Origin of the sequence: Corynebacterium riegelii (assembly GCF_016728505.1) — a bacterium.
GTDB lineage: Bacteria > Actinomycetota > Actinomycetes > Mycobacteriales > Mycobacteriaceae > Corynebacterium > Corynebacterium riegelii.
This window is the reverse complement of the sequence record NZ_CP068159.1, coordinates 2,363,805-2,381,240: the sequence shown is the minus strand read 5'-3', so window position 1 is coordinate 2,381,240 and position 17,436 is coordinate 2,363,805. Positions and strand designations below refer to the sequence as shown.

16 protein-coding genes and 1 riboswitch are annotated in these 17,436 nt (G+C 60.0%); of the genes, 14 read left to right on the top strand and 2 right to left on the bottom strand.

Annotation, left to right across the window (positions count from 1 at the left end; translation table 11 throughout):
• Position 1: 1 nt before the first annotated feature.
• Complete coding sequence (gene asnB, locus I6I71_RS11315; RefSeq protein WP_201821141.1) at positions 2 to 1,924, bottom strand: asparagine synthase (glutamine-hydrolyzing); 1,923 nt, start codon at positions 1,922 to 1,924, stop codon at positions 2 to 4.
• 395 nt (positions 1,925 to 2,319) lie between these two features.
• Between asnB and ctaC the strand changes: the two genes are divergently transcribed.
• From ctaC to I6I71_RS11245, 14 genes are all read left to right on the top strand, one after another.
• Positions 2,320 to 3,414 carry an aa3-type cytochrome oxidase subunit II gene (gene ctaC / locus I6I71_RS11310; RefSeq protein WP_201821139.1) on the top strand — a complete coding sequence of 365 codons (1,095 nt, stop codon included), beginning with the start codon at positions 2,320 to 2,322 and terminating at the stop codon, positions 3,412 to 3,414.
• A 16-nt stretch (positions 3,415 to 3,430) separates the two neighbouring features.
• Entirely contained in the window at positions 3,431 to 3,862 is a 432-nt protein-coding gene (gene ctaF, locus I6I71_RS11305; protein ID WP_201821136.1) for an aa3-type cytochrome oxidase subunit IV, read from the top strand.
• Positions 3,863 to 4,284: 422 nt separating this feature from the next.
• Positions 4,285 to 4,905 (top strand): aa3-type cytochrome oxidase subunit III, encoded by a 621-nt coding sequence (gene ctaE / locus I6I71_RS11300; RefSeq protein WP_201821134.1) that lies wholly within the window; start codon positions 4,285 to 4,287, stop codon positions 4,903 to 4,905.
• 49 nt (positions 4,906 to 4,954) lie between these two features.
• On the top strand, positions 4,955 to 5,803 hold the full coding sequence (qcrC, locus tag I6I71_RS11295; RefSeq protein WP_201821132.1) for a cytochrome bc1 complex diheme cytochrome c subunit: 849 nt from the start codon (positions 4,955 to 4,957) through the stop codon (positions 5,801 to 5,803).
• The gene (qcrA, locus tag I6I71_RS11290; protein WP_201821130.1) at positions 5,800 to 7,020 is read left to right on the top strand and encodes a cytochrome bc1 complex Rieske iron-sulfur subunit; all 1,221 of its coding nucleotides are present in this window, start codon (positions 5,800 to 5,802) and stop codon (positions 7,018 to 7,020) included. Before qcrC ends, qcrA begins: the two co-directional genes overlap by 4 nt.
• Complete coding sequence (gene qcrB / locus I6I71_RS11285; protein ID WP_201821128.1) at positions 7,020 to 8,645, top strand: cytochrome bc1 complex cytochrome b subunit; 1,626 nt, start codon at positions 7,020 to 7,022, stop codon at positions 8,643 to 8,645. The genes qcrA and qcrB overlap by 1 nt, the downstream gene beginning before the upstream one ends.
• Positions 8,646 to 8,997: 352 nt before the next feature.
• Positions 8,998 to 9,200: riboswitch (cyclic di-AMP (ydaO/yuaA leader) on the top strand.
• Positions 9,201 to 9,210: 10 nt separating this feature from the next.
• Entirely contained in the window at positions 9,211 to 9,888 is a 678-nt protein-coding gene (locus tag I6I71_RS11280; RefSeq protein ID WP_052206317.1) for a C40 family peptidase, read from the top strand.
• A gap of 239 nt (positions 9,889 to 10,127) precedes the next feature.
• Positions 10,128 to 11,156 (top strand): C40 family peptidase, encoded by a 1,029-nt coding sequence (locus tag I6I71_RS11275; RefSeq protein ID WP_201821126.1) that lies wholly within the window; start codon positions 10,128 to 10,130, stop codon positions 11,154 to 11,156.
• Positions 11,157 to 11,161: 5 nt separating this feature from the next.
• On the top strand, positions 11,162 to 12,277 hold the full coding sequence (locus I6I71_RS11270) for a glycosyltransferase family 4 protein (protein WP_201821124.1): 1,116 nt from the start codon (positions 11,162 to 11,164) through the stop codon (positions 12,275 to 12,277).
• Positions 12,278 to 12,316: 39 nt separating this feature from the next.
• The gene (locus tag I6I71_RS11265) at positions 12,317 to 13,276 is read left to right on the top strand and encodes an ROK family protein (RefSeq protein ID WP_052203606.1); all 960 of its coding nucleotides are present in this window, start codon (positions 12,317 to 12,319) and stop codon (positions 13,274 to 13,276) included.
• A gap of 13 nt (positions 13,277 to 13,289) precedes the next feature.
• Positions 13,290 to 14,045, top strand: a complete 756-nt coding sequence (locus tag I6I71_RS11260) for a lysophospholipid acyltransferase family protein (protein WP_201821122.1) — start codon at positions 13,290 to 13,292, stop codon at positions 14,043 to 14,045.
• Positions 14,038 to 14,226, top strand: a complete 189-nt coding sequence (locus I6I71_RS11255) for a hypothetical protein (protein WP_201821120.1) — start codon at positions 14,038 to 14,040, stop codon at positions 14,224 to 14,226. Before I6I71_RS11260 ends, I6I71_RS11255 begins: the two co-directional genes overlap by 8 nt.
• Positions 14,223 to 14,738 carry a polyadenylate-specific 3'-exoribonuclease AS gene (locus I6I71_RS11250; RefSeq protein ID WP_070495999.1) on the top strand — a complete coding sequence of 172 codons (516 nt, stop codon included), beginning with the start codon at positions 14,223 to 14,225 and terminating at the stop codon, positions 14,736 to 14,738. The genes I6I71_RS11255 and I6I71_RS11250 overlap by 4 nt, the downstream gene beginning before the upstream one ends.
• Positions 14,739 to 14,780: 42 nt before the next feature.
• On the top strand, positions 14,781 to 16,169 hold the full coding sequence (locus tag I6I71_RS11245) for a class II 3-deoxy-7-phosphoheptulonate synthase (RefSeq protein WP_052203612.1): 1,389 nt from the start codon (positions 14,781 to 14,783) through the stop codon (positions 16,167 to 16,169).
• 37 nt (positions 16,170 to 16,206) lie between these two features.
• Here I6I71_RS11245 and I6I71_RS12185 read toward each other — a convergent pair whose 3' ends face one another.
• Entirely contained in the window at positions 16,207 to 17,430 is a 1,224-nt protein-coding gene (locus I6I71_RS12185; protein WP_052203613.1) for a protein kinase domain-containing protein, read from the bottom strand.
• Positions 17,431 to 17,436: the final 6 nt, after the last annotated feature.

Here is a 17,436-nt window from a genome sequence, read left to right as displayed (position 1 = left end):
CTTAGAGCTTGACGGGGTAATCCTTCTGCTCAATCTGCGGGTCAAGGCGGTCTTCAACAAAGATGCCGTGCCAGATCATGAACGCAAGGACCGTCCACAAGCGACGCGAGTGGTCAGAGACACCATCACGGTGCTCCTTGAGCATCTCCAGGACCTGATCCTTGGCAAAGATGTCGTCGGTCTGGGACTCACGGATGGTGTCTTGGGCCCAACCAAAGAGCTCATCGCCGGCCAGCCAGTGGCGCATCGGAACAGGGAAGCCCAGCTTCTTGCGGTGGAGAACATGCGGCGGCACGATCTGCTCCATCGCCTTGCGCAACGCGTACTTGGTGGTGCCGCCGGCAATCTTCTGGTCAAACGGGATGGTCTGCGCAACCTCGAAGACTTCCTTGTCCAGGAACGGAACGCGGAGTTCAAGCGAGTTGGCCATGTTCATCTTGTCGGCCTTGACCAGGATGTCGCCACGCATCCAGGTGAACAGATCGAGGTTCTGCATGCGTGCAACCGGATCCATCTCGGTGGAGGTGGCGTAGATCGGTGCGGTGACCTCGCGGTGGTCCCACTCGCGCTTCGCCCACGGCAGCACGCGCTGGAGCTGCTCGAAGTGAAAGGAGCGAGCGTTGCCGTAGTACCGCTCTTCCATCGGGGTCGTGCCGCGCTCAAGCAAGCTCTTGCCCTTGACTCCATCCGGCAAAACGCGCGAAAGCCGGTTCAGCCCACGGTTCAACGCAGTCGGCAGCTTCTCAAACGGCGCAAGCGACAGCGGCTCCTTATAAATGGTGTAGCCGCCAAACAGTTCGTCCGCTCCCTCGCCGGAGAGCACTACCTTGACATGCTTGCGTGCCTCTTGGGCCACGAAGAACAGCGGCACCAGCGAGGGGTCAGCCACAGGATCATCCAGGTACCACATGATCTTCGGAATCGCGTCGGCGTATTCATCGGGCGAGACAATCTTGACAATGTGCTCCACGCCGATCGCAGCAGCAGATTCGGCGGCAACGTCCACCTCGGAGTATCCCTCGCGCTCAAAGCCGGTGGTAAACGTCAACAGGTCCGGGTTGTGGCGCTTGGCCAGCGCGGCAATGGCGGTGGAGTCAATGCCGCCGGAGAGGAAAGAGCCCACGGTGACGTCAGCGCGCATGTGCTTCGCCACAGAATCTTCAAGCGCAGCAGCGATACGGTCGTAGAGGTCCTGCTCCTTGCCCTTCACCACAGGAGTGGGGGAGAAGTGGGGCTTGAAGTAGCGCTTGGACTTAACCGTCCCGCCCGGGGTCAGCGTCACCGTGCAGCCGGACTCCACGCGACGGATCCCGGTGTGCAAGCTCTCCGGTTCCGGGACGTACTGCAGGTCCACGTAGTGCTCGATTGCGCGGCGATCCAGATCCAGCGACAGGCCCAGCTCAGGCGCCATCTCCAGGATGGACTTCTTCTCAGAAGCAAAAACGGTGCCCGCCTCGGTTGTTGCGTAGTAAAGCGGCTTGATGCCGAACTGGTCGCGGGCGGCGAACATCGTCTTTGTCTCCGTGTCCCAAATAACAAAGGCGAACATGCCGCGCAGGTGCTCGACTACCTTCTCGCCCCAGTGGTGGAAGCCAACAACGATGGGTTCGCCGTCGCCTTCCGTCGCAAAGCTGAAGCCCTCTTTCTGCAGCTCTTCGCGCAGTTCGATGTAGTTGTAGATCTCACCATTAAACGTCAGGGCGTAACGCTGCGGGTTGTCCTCAGGTCCCCACCGCAATGGCTGGTGGGAATGCTCGATGTCAATGATGGCGAGGCGGTTGAAACCGAAAACCGCGTCCGCGTCGTTCCACGTGCCGGCGGCGTCAGGGCCGCGGTGGTACATGCAGGGAAGCGCCCGCTCAACAGGCTCAACAAAGGAGGCGCCTGCGCCATTGGCCGTGAGCATTGCTAGAAGACCGCACATAATTTGGAAACCTCTCCTATATATAAGGTGCGCGTGTTGCTTCCCTCCACAATAGAGACGAACACCCAACATCCGGCAACCGCGCCGGTCCATCTTTTGCCGTGCCCCGAAAGGGGGCCAACTTTTGGACGAAGGAAGAGCTTTTGCTTATCGACGCCACGCCAAAAGCCCAGCACGCACCCCAACAAGCGGGGGTTTCTCCGGCTGACGGGCCACCCCCGAGCGAGGAAGCGAAGTGAAGCGCTTGGAATTCCAACACCGGAATTCATTTGAACTATTCTGACTGGGTAGGAATGTTCTGGTAGTTTCATGCACTTTTTCGCGAAGACTGCGAAGAACCGTGAATGGAGCGGCCGGAACATGAACATGAAGTGTGGACAGGAAGGCAAACACACGTGGAAAAGCACACGAACCGCAGCTTTGCCAAGAAGGCTGGCATTGCGGCTTCGCTCCTGCTTGGTGGGCTCACGCTCACCGGCTGTGACGTAGCAGCGCCGGACGCGGTCAATCGACTCATGGACATGGGCTGGCCGGACCCGGTCACCCCTGAGGGTGCTCAGATGTACAACTTCTGGGTATGGACCTGGGTTGCCGCTTGGATCATTGGCATCATCATGTGGGGTCTGTTCCTCACCGCGATTTTTGCTTGGAACAACAAGAAGCGCGAGAAGCAGGGTGCTCCGGAGTTTCCGAAGCAGCTGCAGTACAACGTTCCGCTTGAGCTGATTCTCACCATCGTGCCGATCATCATCGTCATGGTGCTGTTCTTCTTCACCGTGCAGTCGCAGACGCATGCTACGGCGCTGAACAAGGATCCGAAGGTGACGGTTGACGTCACCGGCTACCAGTGGAACTGGAAGTTTGGCTACGCGGCCATTGACGGTGAGTTCACCCCAGACGGCCAGGCGTACGACGGCGTTGATGAGGAGCGCCAGGCGCTCGCGGATGCGACGAAGTTCGACCCGGAGGGCACGCGCAACGCCAACCCGATTCACGGCATGTCCACGGGTGATATCTCCTACCTGAACTTCAATGAGATCGAGACCATCGGCTCCACCGAGGAAGTACCGGTTCTGGTTCTGCCGACCGAGACCGCGATTGAGTTCCGCCTCGCTTCTGGCGATGTGAACCACGCGTTCTGGGTTCCGGAGTTCCTGTTCAAGCGTGACGCTTACGCTCACCCGGAATCCAACCAGCAGCAGCGCGCATTCCAGATTGAGCAGATCGACCGTGAAGGCGCATTCGTTGGCCGCTGTGCCGAGATGTGCGGTACCTACCACGCAATGATGAACTTCGAGGTTCGCGCTGTGAGCCCAGAGAAGTTCCGCGACTACGTTGCATACCGTACTGCTAACCCGCAGGCGCCGAACTCTGACGCTCTGCGCGCCATCGGTGAGGCACCGTACGCAACCTCCACCCGCCCGTTCGTGAGTGACCGTACCGGTTCCCGCGACGGCATCAACTACCAAGACCCGAACGCGAACGTTTAAAAGAGAGGTGTAAAAAATGGGAACTGGCGCAAGAGTTTTCTACGCAATTGGCACCTTCTTGGGGTTGATGGCGGTGTTCTACATCATTTCCACTGCCTGGATTGGTGAGGACGCGTGGCTGTTCGGCACCGAGTGGGTTGGTTCTGTCGCACTGGTACTGGCTACCGGACTGTGCTTCATGCTTGCGGTGTACCTCGACTTCACCGAGCGTCGTATGGATATCGTCCCGGAAGACTGGGAAGAGGCTGAGATTGAGGACGGTGCTGGTGTGCTGGGCTTCTTCTCTCCAAGCTCCATCTGGCCGCTCGCGATGGCCGGTGCGATCTTCTTCCTGGGCCTGGGCATTGCCTTCTATCAGTTGTGGCTGATTGCCTTCGGTGCAGTGTTCCTGATCTGGACGACCACCCAGCTGAACCTGCAGTACGGCATTCCGCGCGAGAAGCACTAATGTCGGCATAGCCTTCACCGACTGGGAATACCCCGCCCGCTCCGATAGCACTTCGGAGCCGGCGGGGTTTTGCTTTGCTGGCTATAGGCTGGGGTCATCCGAAAGGTGGACCCTTAAAGGTGGGAGAGTTAGTCGTGTGACGTTGGGCACATACGGGAACTATTTCGAGAGCCAGAGACGTAGTGTTGGCAGCGCTTTGCCAAGGGCTAAATTGCGCTTTTTCCAACGTGATTTATTTAGCCTTTGCGGGTGACCTGCATGGATGCTGGTCGGATATGAGGGCTAAATAGTTCCCGGGTTTTGAAAAAAGTTTTTCTGCAACACGTTTATGACTAAAAAGAGCTGGTTGTAGTCCTACGTGCAGAGAAATTGCGGGGGTAATCGAGGTGACTTTACGGCTCTTTCAGGGGATAATCACATGCGTGACGACCGCAATTTCTAACCAAGGTATGGCGACACCGCATGATCGCGTCGCAGCGCTGAACCGTCCCAACATGGTCAGCGTCGGCACGATTGCGTTCCTCGCCCAAGAATTAATGTTCTTCGCCGGCCTGTTCTCGATGTACTTCGTGTCTCGAGCCAACGGCTTGACGGCTGGCGATTGGGGCAACCAGACGGCGCACCTGAACGTGGCGTTCGGCGGAATTATTACCGTCGTCCTTCTGACCTCGTCGGTGACGTCCCAGCTGGGTGTCTTCGCTGCTGAAAGGGGTGACGTTTTCGGACTGCGCAAGTGGTTCGGTGTCACCATCGCACTCGGCTTCGTCTTCCTCGTCCTCGTCGGTATTGAGTGGACGGAGATGATTCACGCGGGTGTGACCATTCAGTCCAGCGTGTATGGCTCGATGATCTACATCATCACCGGCTTCCACATGGCTCACGTGACGGCAGGCATCATCGCCTTCATCGTTGTGATGATGCGTGTTTCGAAGTCGAAGTTCACTCCTGCACAGGCAACCGCCGCAATGGCAACGTCCTACTACTGGCACTTCGTTGACGTGATTTGGGTTGGCGTGTTCATCACGCTGTACCTGGTCCAGTAGTCAGGCGAACTGACGTACTTCTCAAAGCATTTCTTTTAAAGGAAACAAGATGGAAAACACACCTAAGAAGACGCGTAGCCGTCGCAAGACGCAGCGCACCGTCGCTGGTGCTGCAGCGCTTACGTTGGGTTTGACCGGCGCGGGTTTCCTTGCATCCGCGCTTGCGCCGAACGCGCAGGTTGCTACCGCCCAGCGTGATGAGCAGGCTCTGATTCAAGAGGGCAAGGATCTCTACGACGTGGCGTGCATCACCTGCCACGGCGCGAACCTGCAGGGCGTTGAGGGCCGCGGCCCCTCCCTGATCGGTACCGGCGAAGGTGCCGTGTACTTCCAGGTCAACTCCGGCCGTATGCCGATGATGTCCAACGATGCGCAGGCTGAGCGCAAGCGCCCGCGTTACACCGAGTCTCAGGCACTCGCCTTGGCCGCGTATGTTGCTGCCAACGGTGGCGGCCCGGAGCTGGTGTACAACCCGGACGGCACGCTCGCCATGGAGGAGCTCCGTGGCAAGAACTTCGATGGACAGATGCAGGCAGAAGACGTCGCCCGTGGCGGCGAGCTGTTCCGCCTGAACTGTGCCTCCTGCCACAGCTTCACCGGTCGTGGTGGCGCACTGTCCTCCGGTAAGTACGCACCGGTCCTGGATCCTGCGAATGAGCAGGAGATCTACCAGGCGATGCTGACTGGCCCGCAGAATATGCCGAAGTTCTCTGATCGTCAGCTCAGCGCTGATGAGAAGAAGGACATCATTGCCTTCATCAAGTCCTCCAAGGAGACTCCGAGCCCGGGTGGCTACGGTCTCGGTGGCTTGGGCCCAGTTTCTGAAGGTATGGCGATGTGGATTATCGGCGTGACCCTCGTGGCTGCCGGTGCTATTTGGATTGGATCCCGCTCATGAGTGATGTGAAGAAGAACTACACGACTGAAGAGCTCGACCGCATGAGCAATGCCGAGCTCGCTGCTCTGGGTACCGAGCTCGATGACGTTACGGTTGCCTACCGCAAGGAGCGTTACCCGGTAGAGGGTGACCCGCGCGAGAAGTCGGCTGCTGCCGGCATCACCGCGTGGCTGGTTGTTTCCGTAATCTCCGCGATTGCGTTTTTGGGTGTGTACCTGTTCTGGCCGTGGGAGCCGAAGTTCCACGGTGATGAAGGTCTGCTGACCTTCACCCTGTACACGCCGCTGCTGGGTCTGACCGCTGGTTTGACCTTTGCTGCTCTTGGCTTTGCCATCATCCAGTACGTGAAGAAGTTCATCCCGGAAGAGATTTCGGTACAGCGTCGTCATGACGGCCGGTCTTCTGAGCTGGACCGCCGTACGACCACCGCTCTGCTGAATGATGCGTGGGAGACTTCCACCCTGGGTCGTCGTAAGGCCATCAAGGGCTTGCTCGGCACCGCTGGTGTGCTGGCTGGTCTCGTGGTTATCGCTCCGATGGGTGGCATGATCAAGAACCCGTGGCGCGAGCGTCATGCTCTTGGCTACAACGGTGACGGCACCCTGTGGACCCACGGCTGGACCCTGCACGAGCAGGGCGTGAAGATCTACCTGGGCCGCGATACCGGTGCGATCGCTGAAAAGCACTCTGGCGTGGCAGGGGAGCACTTCACCACCGCTGGTGTTTCCCGCCTGGTGCGTATGCGTCCGGAGGACCTGGCTGCTGCAGCTATGGAGACCGTCTTCCCGCTGTACGAGGAAGATGTGAACGACGGTGCGCAGTACAACCCGGAGCGCGATGTGTACGAAAACCACATGCACTCCATCCACGGTCCGCGTAACGCGGTCATGCTGATTCGCCTGCGTTCCGCAGATGCGAAGAAGGTTGTGGAGCGTGAGGGGCAGGAAGACTTCCACTACGGCGATTACTACGCCTACTCGAAGATCTGCACCCACATCGGCTGCCCGACCTCGCTGTACGAGGCGCAGACGAACCGCATCCTTTGCCCGTGTCACCAGTCGCAGTTCGACGCGCTGCAGTACGCTAAGCCGATCTTCGGCCCGGCTGCTCGTGCGCTGCCGCAGCTGCCTGTGACAATTGACGAAGAAGGTTACCTCATCGCCAACGGCAACTTCATCGAGCCCGTTGGCCCGGCATTCTGGGAGCGTAAGTCCTAATGACTACAAAACTCGCTAAAGCCGCGGACAACGCTGATTCGCGCCTCTCCGGCGCTGGCTTCCTCCGCGCTCAGCTCAACAAGGTGTTCCCGAGCCACTGGTCCTTCATGCTCGGTGAGATGGCTCTGTACAGCTTCATCATCCTTCTGCTGACTGGTATTTACCTGGCACTGTTCTTTGACCCGTCCATTACCAAGGTCATTTATGACGGTGCGTACCTGCCGCTCAACGGTGTCGAGATGTCTCGCGCCTACGCAACGGCACTTGATATTTCCTTTGACGTGCGCGGCGGCCTGTTTGTCCGCCAGATGCACCACTGGGCTGCACTGATGTTCATGATGTCGATGTTCGCCCACATGATGCGTATCTTCTTCACCGGCGCGTTCCGTCGCCCGCGTGAGGCTAACTGGCTCATCGGTGTCACCCTGATCCTGCTCGGCATGATCGAAGGCTTCATGGGCTACTCCCTGCCGGACGACCTGCTCTCCGGTGTGGGTCTGCGCATTATGTCCGCGATCATCCTGTCCGTGCCGATCATTGGTACCTGGACCCACTGGGCCATCTTCGGTGGTGACTTCCCGTCCGACCTGATGCTGGACCGCTTCTACATCCTGCACGTGCTGATCCTGCCGGGCCTAATCCTGGCACTGATCGCAGCTCACCTGCTGCTCGTCTGGTTCCAGAAGCACACGCAGTTCCCGGGCCCTGGCCGTACGGAGAACAACGTTGTGGGTATCCGCATCATGCCGGTCTTCGCCGTCAAGGCAATTGGCTTCATGATGATCGTGTTCGCAGTGCTTGCAGCAATGGCTGGTCTCACCACCATTAACGGCATCTGGAACATCGGCCCGTACAACCCGTCGCAGGTGTCTGCTGGTTCCCAGCCTGACGTGTACATGCTGTGGACTGACGGTGCTGCTCGTGTCATGCCGGCGTGGGAGCTCTACATCGGTAACTACACCATCCCGGGCGCCTTCTGGGTTGCCCTGATGTGTGGTGTGATGGTTGGTCTGCTGATTGCATACCCGTTCATTGAGAAGAAGGTCACTGGTGACGACGCGCACCACAACCTGCTGCAGCGTCCGCGTGACGTTCCGGCACGTACCGGCCTGGGTGTCATGGGCATCGTCTTCTTCATGATCCTGACCGTCTCTGGTGGTAACGACCACGTAGCACACTTCTTCCAGATCTCCCTGAACGCGATGACCTGGTTCGGTCGCATCGGCCTGATCATTCTGCCGCCGATTGCCTACTGGATCACCTACCGCATCTGTGTTGGTCTGCAGCGCTCCGACCGTGAGGTTCTGGAGCACGGTATTGAGACCGGTATCATCAAGAAGCTGCCGAACGGTGCCTTCGTTGAGATCCACCAGCCGCTCGGCCCGGTTGATGAGCACGGCCACCCGATTCCGCTTGAGTACGGCGGTGCACGTGTGCCGAAGCAGCTCAACCAGCTTGGCTTCGCTGACTCCGAGACCATCGGTAAGTTCAAGCCGGCTCCGATCGGTGTCACCGAGAAGGTCCGCGAGAAGGCTGCCGAATACCACCACGAAGAGGTTGAGACGCTGCGTCAGCTTGAGGAGACCAAGCACCTCGCTGATCGCGACGCCACCCCGCGTGACTAACGCTTAAGCCTGCGGTCGCTTACGCGTGAAACCCCCTCCCAAGGGAGGGGGTTTTGTTATGTAACAAACCGGTTACGTAGCGCAATTCACATCTGAGCTTCGAACGGTCAGGCAACTCACGTGCCGTTTCCTGTCTACTCATACGCCATCTTCCGAAACATGCAGGTCATGGGCCTTTCATGCTGCTGGAAATAGGTGATGGTTTCGCCGACTTTCCAAGACGGACGCCCCCGAATTGGGGCAATTTTTACAAATAACGAATCTGTAACGGCGCGGTGGGTGGACATTGTCGTTGCCGTTTCGTAATCTAACCGAGACATTGCGACGACATACGTTGACGCAAGGTACGAAAACAACATATAAGCCGAATTCCACGGCATGGTCACAAAGGGTGGCCAGGATGTGGAAGCCGGGGGCCCACAACAGGATCCAAATGGATTCACCCCCTGGGGTGAATGGCCGCAAGGATAGCGCGACAAGCGCTACGGAGCGAGCCAGGGCTGGCTCTCAAGCCCAACCCGACAGCTAACCCGGTAGGCACTGAGATGATATGGAGAACACTTTCGTGGCTAAACACCGTCGCCAGGAGACCAACACTGCAACCCGTGCAGTGGCCGCAGCTACCGCAGCAGTTGCTGGCGCAACGCTGATCGCACCGACTGCGGGCGCAACCGAGGTTGGTCTGCCGAACTTCGATGCCATCCCGGGCCTTGCAGACAACGTCCAGGCTGCTGTTGATGCGGCTCGTAACGTGCCGGCTGTTAACGCCGTTCCTGAGCTGAACAACGCTATTGAGGCTGTGCAGTCTCAGTTTGCTCCGGCGGCGCCGGCTGCAAACGTCGCGGCTGTGGCTGACGCGCTGCCGCTGCCGGCTGCGGAGCCTGCTCCGGCCGTGAACAAGGGCCAGCAGATCGTTGACATTGCACGTGCGAAGGTTGGCGCACCGTACGTCTACGGCGCGGCTGGCCCGGCAGCGTTCGACTGCTCTGGCTTCACCTCCTGGGTTTACTCCCAGGCTGGCATCAACATCCCGCGTACCTCTCAGGCTCAGGCTTCCGCTGGCCAGCGTGTGCCGCTGGATCAGCTGCAGCCGGGTGACATCGTCGCTTACTATGGCGGTGCGTCCCACGTTGCTATCTACGCTGGCAATGGCCAGATCATCGACGCGCTGAACTCCGGCATTCCGGTTGGCTACCGCAGCCTGAACCTGATGCCGATCCACTCGGCATTCCGCTTCCACTAAAGCGAGCTTCTTCGCTCGGTTCCCTGTCTGAAGGGGCCGGGCTTTTTGCTTTTCGACGCCACAACGTCCCCGCCCACATCCTTCCCTCCAGCCACATCCGTAACTCTGCATACCTGCACTACACACCCGTTTTTCCGCGCCGCGGAAAGTGTGGCAAAGGGCTTGGAAGGCGTGGCGTGCGCCGCTATAGTGATAACGGTTTTATATAGCGCTGTGGGATTGAGGAGAGGTTTTCAGGCGTGGGGAAGCACTCAAAGCGTAGGGCTAGGCAGTCGTATGTTCCTGGGGTCCTGGCGGGCGCGCTGCTTGCGTCGATAGTCGTGCCGGTGCAGGCGGGTGCAGACGAGATCGATGACCTGATTGAGGCGCTTGAGCAGGTTTCCCACGATACGACCGCGAAGTCGGAAGAGATCAAGGCGCTCGAAGACGAGATTGCGGCTAAGGAGCAGCACATTGACAAGCTGCACGCTGATGCTGATGCTGCACGTGTAGATGTTGAGCGGGCGAGCGGGGCGCGCGCGGGTTATCAGGGGCAAGTCAATGGGATTGCGCAGTCGCGCTACCGCAACAATCAGCAGGAGTTGCTGCTGAACACGCTTGAGTCCGGTAGCCCGCAGGCGGCGATTGACCGGGCCGCGTACTTGGGGGCGTTGACTCGCAGCGCTGGGCGCACGCTTGATGGGCTCAATGAGGCAACGCGTTTTGCGTCAGAGCGCTCGGATGCTGTGACCCGCGCGATGGATGAAGCGCAGCGGGAGCGCGAGGAGCTGCACCGGAAGCGTGATGAGCTCGAGCGTGAGCGCGAGGATTTGGAAGAGCGTGTGCGTGAGATTGAGCACCGCGTGGATAACCTGACGCCTGAGGAGCGTTCCCGCTGGATTGCTAAGGACGGCCCTGTTGACTTGCTTGGCCTGTCTCTTCCGGGCGCAACGAGCGGGGTGGTCGCCTCTGCGATGGGGCAGTTGGGCAAGCCTTATGGGTGGGGAGCGACCGGCCCGTACGCGTTCGACTGCTCTGGGCTCATGGTGTACGCCTACGCACAAAATGGCATTGGTATCCCGCGTACCTCGCAGGCGCAGCTTGCGGGAGGAACCCCGGTGCCGCTTAGCCACCTGCAGCCGGGCGACATTATTGGCTACTTTCCGGGGACAACGCACGTTGGCATGTACATAGGCAATGGAATGATTGTGCATTCCTCTGATTACGGCATTCCTGTCCAGGTGGTGCCGTATGACTCCATGCCTATCTCTGGTGCGGTGCGCTACTAGCCACTATGTCGGTGCTGCTTGTCACCAATGATTTCCCGCCCACTGTTGGCGGGATTCAGTCCTACCTGCGTGATTACGTCAATGAGTACATCGCGCGCTGTGGTGCTGAGAAGATCGTGGTGTTTGCCTCCACGCCGGAAGGCAATGAAGGCACCGAGGCGTTCGACGCAGTGCAGCCCTTTCAGGTAGTCCGTTGGCCGCGACGGGTGATGTTGCCTACGCCGGCGACGAAGCGCCGCATGCAAGAGCTGATTCGTGAGCACAACATTGACACCGTCTGGTTCGGCGCTGCAGCCCCGCTTGGGTTGATGGGCAAGGCAGCGAAGCAGGCGGGTGCGAAGCGCGTCGTCGCCACTACGCATGGGCATGAGGTGGGCTGGTCGATGCTGCCAGGCGCCCGCCAAGCGCTGAAAGCCATCGGGCGCCACGCTGACGTCATCACGTACATTTCCACCTATACCTATGGGCGTTTGCGGCCGGTGTTTGGTAATCAGCCGCGCTACGTGGCGTTGCCTTCGGGGGTAGATACGCAGTATTTCCGCCCTGCAAGCCCCGAAAAACGTGCCGAAACTCGAAAGGTTTTGGGCATTGGGGATGCACCGTTGGTGGTGTGTGCCTCGCGCCTTGTGCGCCGGAAGGGCCAGGACCAGCTGATCCGTGCTCTGCCGAAGATCCGGCAGCAGGTACCCGGCACGCAGCTGGTGATCGTGGGGGAGGGACCGTATCGCGCTCGTCTGGAATCCATGGCCACCGAGGGGGTGCATTTCACTGGCGCGGTGGAGCGTGACATGCTGCGCGACATCGTTGCCGCCGCAGATGTGTTTGCCATGCCGGCACGCACGCGTTTCGGCGGTTTGGATGTTGAGGGCCTTGGCATTGTCTATCTGGAGGCCCAGGCGTGCGGCGTACCCGTGGTGGCGGGGGATTCCGGTGGCGCGCCCGAGACGGTTGCAGCGGATTCTGGCATTGTGGTTCCCGGCCGCGACACGGATGCACTCATTGCTGCTGTGAGCAGGTTGCTTATCGACGCCAACGGGCTGCCCTCCGGCCGCCAATTTGTCACCGAACGCTTCGCTTGGCAGGCATTGGGCGACGTTTTGGTGGACGTGCTGGGTAGTTGAAACGGGTATTGAGAGCGGGGGAGTCTACGATTGGCACCTATGGTTGCAACTTCTTCGCCGCTGACTGTCGGGTTTGATATCGGCGGAACGAACACTCGCGCGGCTGTGGTGGATGCTGGCGGCAGCGTGATCGCGGTGCGCTCTGGCGCTACGCCGGATACCGGTGCGGGCCTGACCAAGGCGATCGTGGACATGGTGGAACAGCTGCGCGCTGAGCACAACATCAGTGCAGTGGGCGTGGCAATTGCCGGCTTTTTAGACCCAGAGTGCGAGGTCGTGCGGTTCGCTCCGCACTTGGCGTGGCGTAATGATGCGCCGGTGCGCAAAGAGTTGGAAGCCGCCATTGGCCTGCCGGTGCGCCTTGAACACGACGCGAACGCCGCCGCCTGGGGTGAGTACCGCTTCGGCGTGGCAAAAGATGCTGAGACGTGGGTGTTTTTCGCCGTCGGTACGGGTATCGGCGCAACCTTGATGCACAAAGGCGAGATCTACCGCGGCGCGTTTGGTACTGCACCGGAGTTCGGGCACCTCACCGTCGTGCCCGGTGGGCGTGTGTGCTCGTGTGGGAAGAAGGGATGTTTGGAGCGATATGCCTCTGGCACGTCGTTAGTAGATTGCGCGGTGGAGCGCGCCACTCAGGGTGAGTTCACTGACTGTGGGCTGTACCGCAAGGTAGTGGACAAGCGGGCCACGGGCCACGACGTCATGGATGCCGCGCGAGCGGGTGACCCGTTGGGGTTGGCAGCGCTGGAAAGCTTCGGCATTTGGCTGGGGCGCGGGCTTTCCATTGTCGCTGACGTGCTCGATCCTTCCCTGATTGTGCTGGGCGGTGGAGTAAGCGCGGATGCGGATCTGTTCCTGGACACCGCCTGCACAGAGATGAGAGAAACCATGGTCGGCGCGGGCTACCGCCCAGTGCCTGAGGTACTGCAGGCAAAGCTGGGCCCCCAGGCGGGTATGATCGGCGTAGCTGATTTGGCCCGCGTGAAGACGAACTAGAAGGATCCTGCATATGAAAAACCGGTGGTACTCGTTTTTCAAGGTAATCTTCGGACTTCCTCTGCGGGTGTATAACCGCCCGACGATTGAGGGCAAGGAGCACGTCCCAGACACCGGCCCGGTGATCTTGGTGTCTAACCACCAGTCCGTGATGGACTCGTTCTACCTGCCGCTGATGATGCCGCGTCAGATCCAATTCCCGGCGAAGAATGAGTACTTCACCGCGCCGGGCATCAAAGGCAGGCTGCAAAAGTTCTTCTTTAGTGCGGTGGGCCAGATTCCGGTTGACCGTGGAAGCAAAGATGCTGGCGATGCGCTGCAGGAAGCTGCCACAAAGGTGCTGGAGCGTGGTGACGTCTTTGGTATCTACCCGGAGGGCACTCGCTCACCCGATGGGCGTGTGTACAAGGGGCGTACTGGTGTGGCTCGCATTGCCATGGCCAGTGGCGCACCGATTGTCCTTGTGGCCATGTTTGGTGCGCGGGAGGCCAACCCGATCGGCTCGTGGCTGCTGCGCCCAGTGAAGGTGCACATCAAACTGAGTGAGCCGATTGATCCGCATGCGTGGGCACGAGAGAACGGGTTTGACCCAGATTCGCGCGAGGTCATGCGTCCGTTTACGGATTACTGCATGCAGAAGCTGGCTGCGCTTTCTGAAAACCCGTATGTGGACATTTACGCATCTGACGTGAAGAAAGAATTAGACGCAACAGGAAACTATCCGGAAGGTGCGCAGCCGGGTGGTGCTTTGGAGTCGTGGCATGGATAAAGATCTGGTTGTACGTATCGTCCTTGTGGTGGTGACGGTGATTGCGTACCTGATTGCAGACACTCTTGAGTTTCACAACACGGTGCTCGCGCCGATTGCTGTTCTGGCAGTGGCGGTGATTATGTTTTGGCCGCGGGTGGGGGACAACGCGGCGTCGACAAGCAAGAAGCCCAAAGCGTGAAGTACTTTTACGACACTGAATTTATCGAAGACGGCTCCACGATCGAGCTGATCTCCATTGGCGTTGTGGCCGAGGATGGGCGCGAATATTACGCCGTATCCACTGAGTTTGATCCGGCGAAAGCCAATAGTTGGGTGCGTGACAACGTGCTGGACAAGCTGCCCGAGGCTGGTGCAGACGTGTGGAAGCCGTTGGAGACCATCCGTGATGAGCTGTTTGCGTTCCTGACCGCGCGTGGGGAGCCGGAACTGTGGGCATGGGTGGGTGCCTACGATCATGTCGTGCTTGCGCAACTGTGGGGTGACATGCGTGGTTTGCCCAGGCAGCTGCCGCGCTACACGCGTGAGTTGAAGCAGTACTGGCTGATGGCAGGGCGTCCGCGTTTGCCGAAGCTGCCGGACGGAAACCACAACGCGTTGGTGGACGCGCGGCACAACTTGCGCAAGTACAAAGCGTGTGCGGAAGCGTTGCCGTTGACTCGCGACGGCAAGGTGTCCACATTGCGGAACTGATATTTCACACATTGAACGTGTGGGCGTGGTACAACTATTAGCGTGAGTTGGACTATCGATATTCCCAAGGATGTGCTGCCCGATCTGCCCCCGCTGCCGGGAGATCTGAACCAGCGATGGCTCGACGTGCTTTCCCTCGACGCGAAGCAGCAGCCGTCGTGGGACCCGAATCAGGCGGACTACGTGCGCAAGATTCTGGAGTCTGTGCCGCCGGTTGTGCTTGCCCCAGAGGTGAACAAGCTGAAGGCTCAGCTTGCAGACGTTGCGTTGGGCAAAGCATTCCTCCTCCAAGGAGGCGACTGCGCAGAGACCTTTGAGTCCAACACTGAGCCGCACATTCGCGCCAACATCCGTACCCTGCTGCAGATGGCGGCGGTGCTGACGTACGGTGCGTCGATGCCGGTGATCAAGCTTGGCCGTATCGCCGGACAGTACGCCAAGCCGCGTTCCTCTGATTACGACGAAAACGGCCTGCTGAACTACCGCGGCGACATTGTTAATGGTGTGGAGCCGACGGAAGAGGCACGCCGCCACGATCCGGCCCGTATGGTGCGTGCGTACGCGAACTCCTCTGCAGCGATGAACCTGGTGCGTGCGTTGGTGTCTTCCGGCACGGCGGATCTGCACCACATCAATGACTGGAACCGCGAATTCGTGCGCAAATCTGCCGCGGGTGCTCGCTACGAGGCGCTGGCCCGTGAGATTTCGCGCTCCCTGGCGTTCATGGACGCCTGTGGTGTGAACGACGACAACCTGCGTCGCTCTGAGTTCTACGCCTCCCACGAGGCACTTTTGGTGGACTACGAGCGTGCAATGCTGCGTATTGCGGAAAACGACAAGGGCGAAACCAAGCTCTACGACCTGTCCGCGCACCAGCTGTGGATCGGCGAGCGTACCCGCGGCATTGATGATTTCCACGTGAACTTCGCCGCCCTGATTGAAAACCCGGTTGGCATCAAGCTTGGCCCGTCGATCACGCCGGATGAAGCAGTGGCGTACGCGGACAAGCTGGACCCGAACCGCGAGCCGGGCCGACTCACCATGATCACCCGTATGGGCCACGACAACGTGCGCAACGTCCTGCCGGGCATTGTCAAGGCAGTGGAAGCATCTGGCCACAAGGTGGTTTGGCAGTGTGACCCGATGCACGGCAACACCGTGACCGCATCCAACGGTTACAAGACCCGCCACTTTGACAAGATCATCGATGAGGTCCAGGGCTTCTTCGAGGTCCACCGTGAGTTGGGCACCCACCCGGGCGGCATCCACGTGGAGGCCACCGGCGAGAACGTCACCGAGTGCCTCGGCGGCGCCCAGGACATCACGGACGTGGACCTGCCGGGCCGCTACGAGTCCGCAGTTGACCCGCGCCTGAACACCGAGCAGGCCTTGGAGCTGGCCTTCTTGGTCGCGGAGATGCTGCGATACTAGCGGGTTACTAGCGGGTTACTGGCCGGTCACTGGCCGACTACTGGCCGGTCACAAAAATCGGCGGGAACATCCCGTACATGCCCGAGCCGAACCACCAGCCGCCAACCAACACGGCGGCGGTGGCGGCAATGGCAAAGCCCACAAACAGCGTGATAGCGAACCCGCCGCGGTTACTCACCGCGCGGGGGCGCGGCGCCGGCGTGCGCTGCGGCTGCGGGGCAGGGGCCGCAACGTGCTCGGGTGCGGGCGCTGGCATGGGCGCACGCTCGGGGGCGGGTGCGGGCACGGCTGGCTCGTAGCGTGTGGCTGACGGCGCTTCCGGGAAAAGGCGCTCGTCGCGCGCACGTGGAGCGCCGACCCCAAAGACTGTCGGGTGCGCTGCCGCACGGTTCGCCGCGGCGTTGCGAGGTACCGGCACTGTGTAGTCCGGTAGCGCCAGTGCATCCGCAACATCTTCAAGCGCTCCCAAAAACTCCGCTGCATCGCGGAAGCGATCTTCGGGGTGGCGGGCGGTTGCGGTGGCCACGAGCTCGTCGAAAAGCATGGGCACCCCAGGCATCCAGGCTGAAGGCGGCGGGACGTCCTCACGCAGGCGCGCATAGGCGTGGGCGAGGGGAGTCTCACCAGAAAATGGCGTGCGGCCGGTAAGCAGCTCAAAGAGCACGATGCCGGCGGCGTAAACGTCAGAGGACTGTGTCATGGGGGAGCCGTCTACCTGCTCGGGGGAAAGGTAGCTGACCGTGCCCACAATCTGATCCGTGGAATGCGTGGCATCGGCGGCGGCACGCACTAACCCGAAATCCGCCAGCTTTACGCGGTGATCCACATCAATCAGCACGTTATCCGGCTTAATGTCGCGGTGAATCAACCCCTTGCGGTGCGCAACCGAAAGACCGGTGAGCATCCCACGCATCACAGCCGCTGCGGCGTGCGCAGGCATAGGACCGCGCTCATCTAACAACTCACGCAGCGTCCCGCCAGTGATCAGCTCCATGATCAAAAAGATCGCGTCGCCCTCAGAGGAAAAGTCGTACACGTTGACCAGGTTCGGGTGGCTCAGCTGCGCCATAGCGCGTGCCTCGCGGCGAAACCGCTCCGCAAACACCGGATCGTGCACGTACTGTTCATGCATCACCTTCGCCGCGACCTCGCGGCCTAAGCGAGTATCCACGCAGCGGTAGACGGTAGCCATGCCGCCGCGTGCAATCGCACGGTCAATGACATAGCGGTTATCTAAATAGTCCCCAACTGCCAACTGCATGCAACC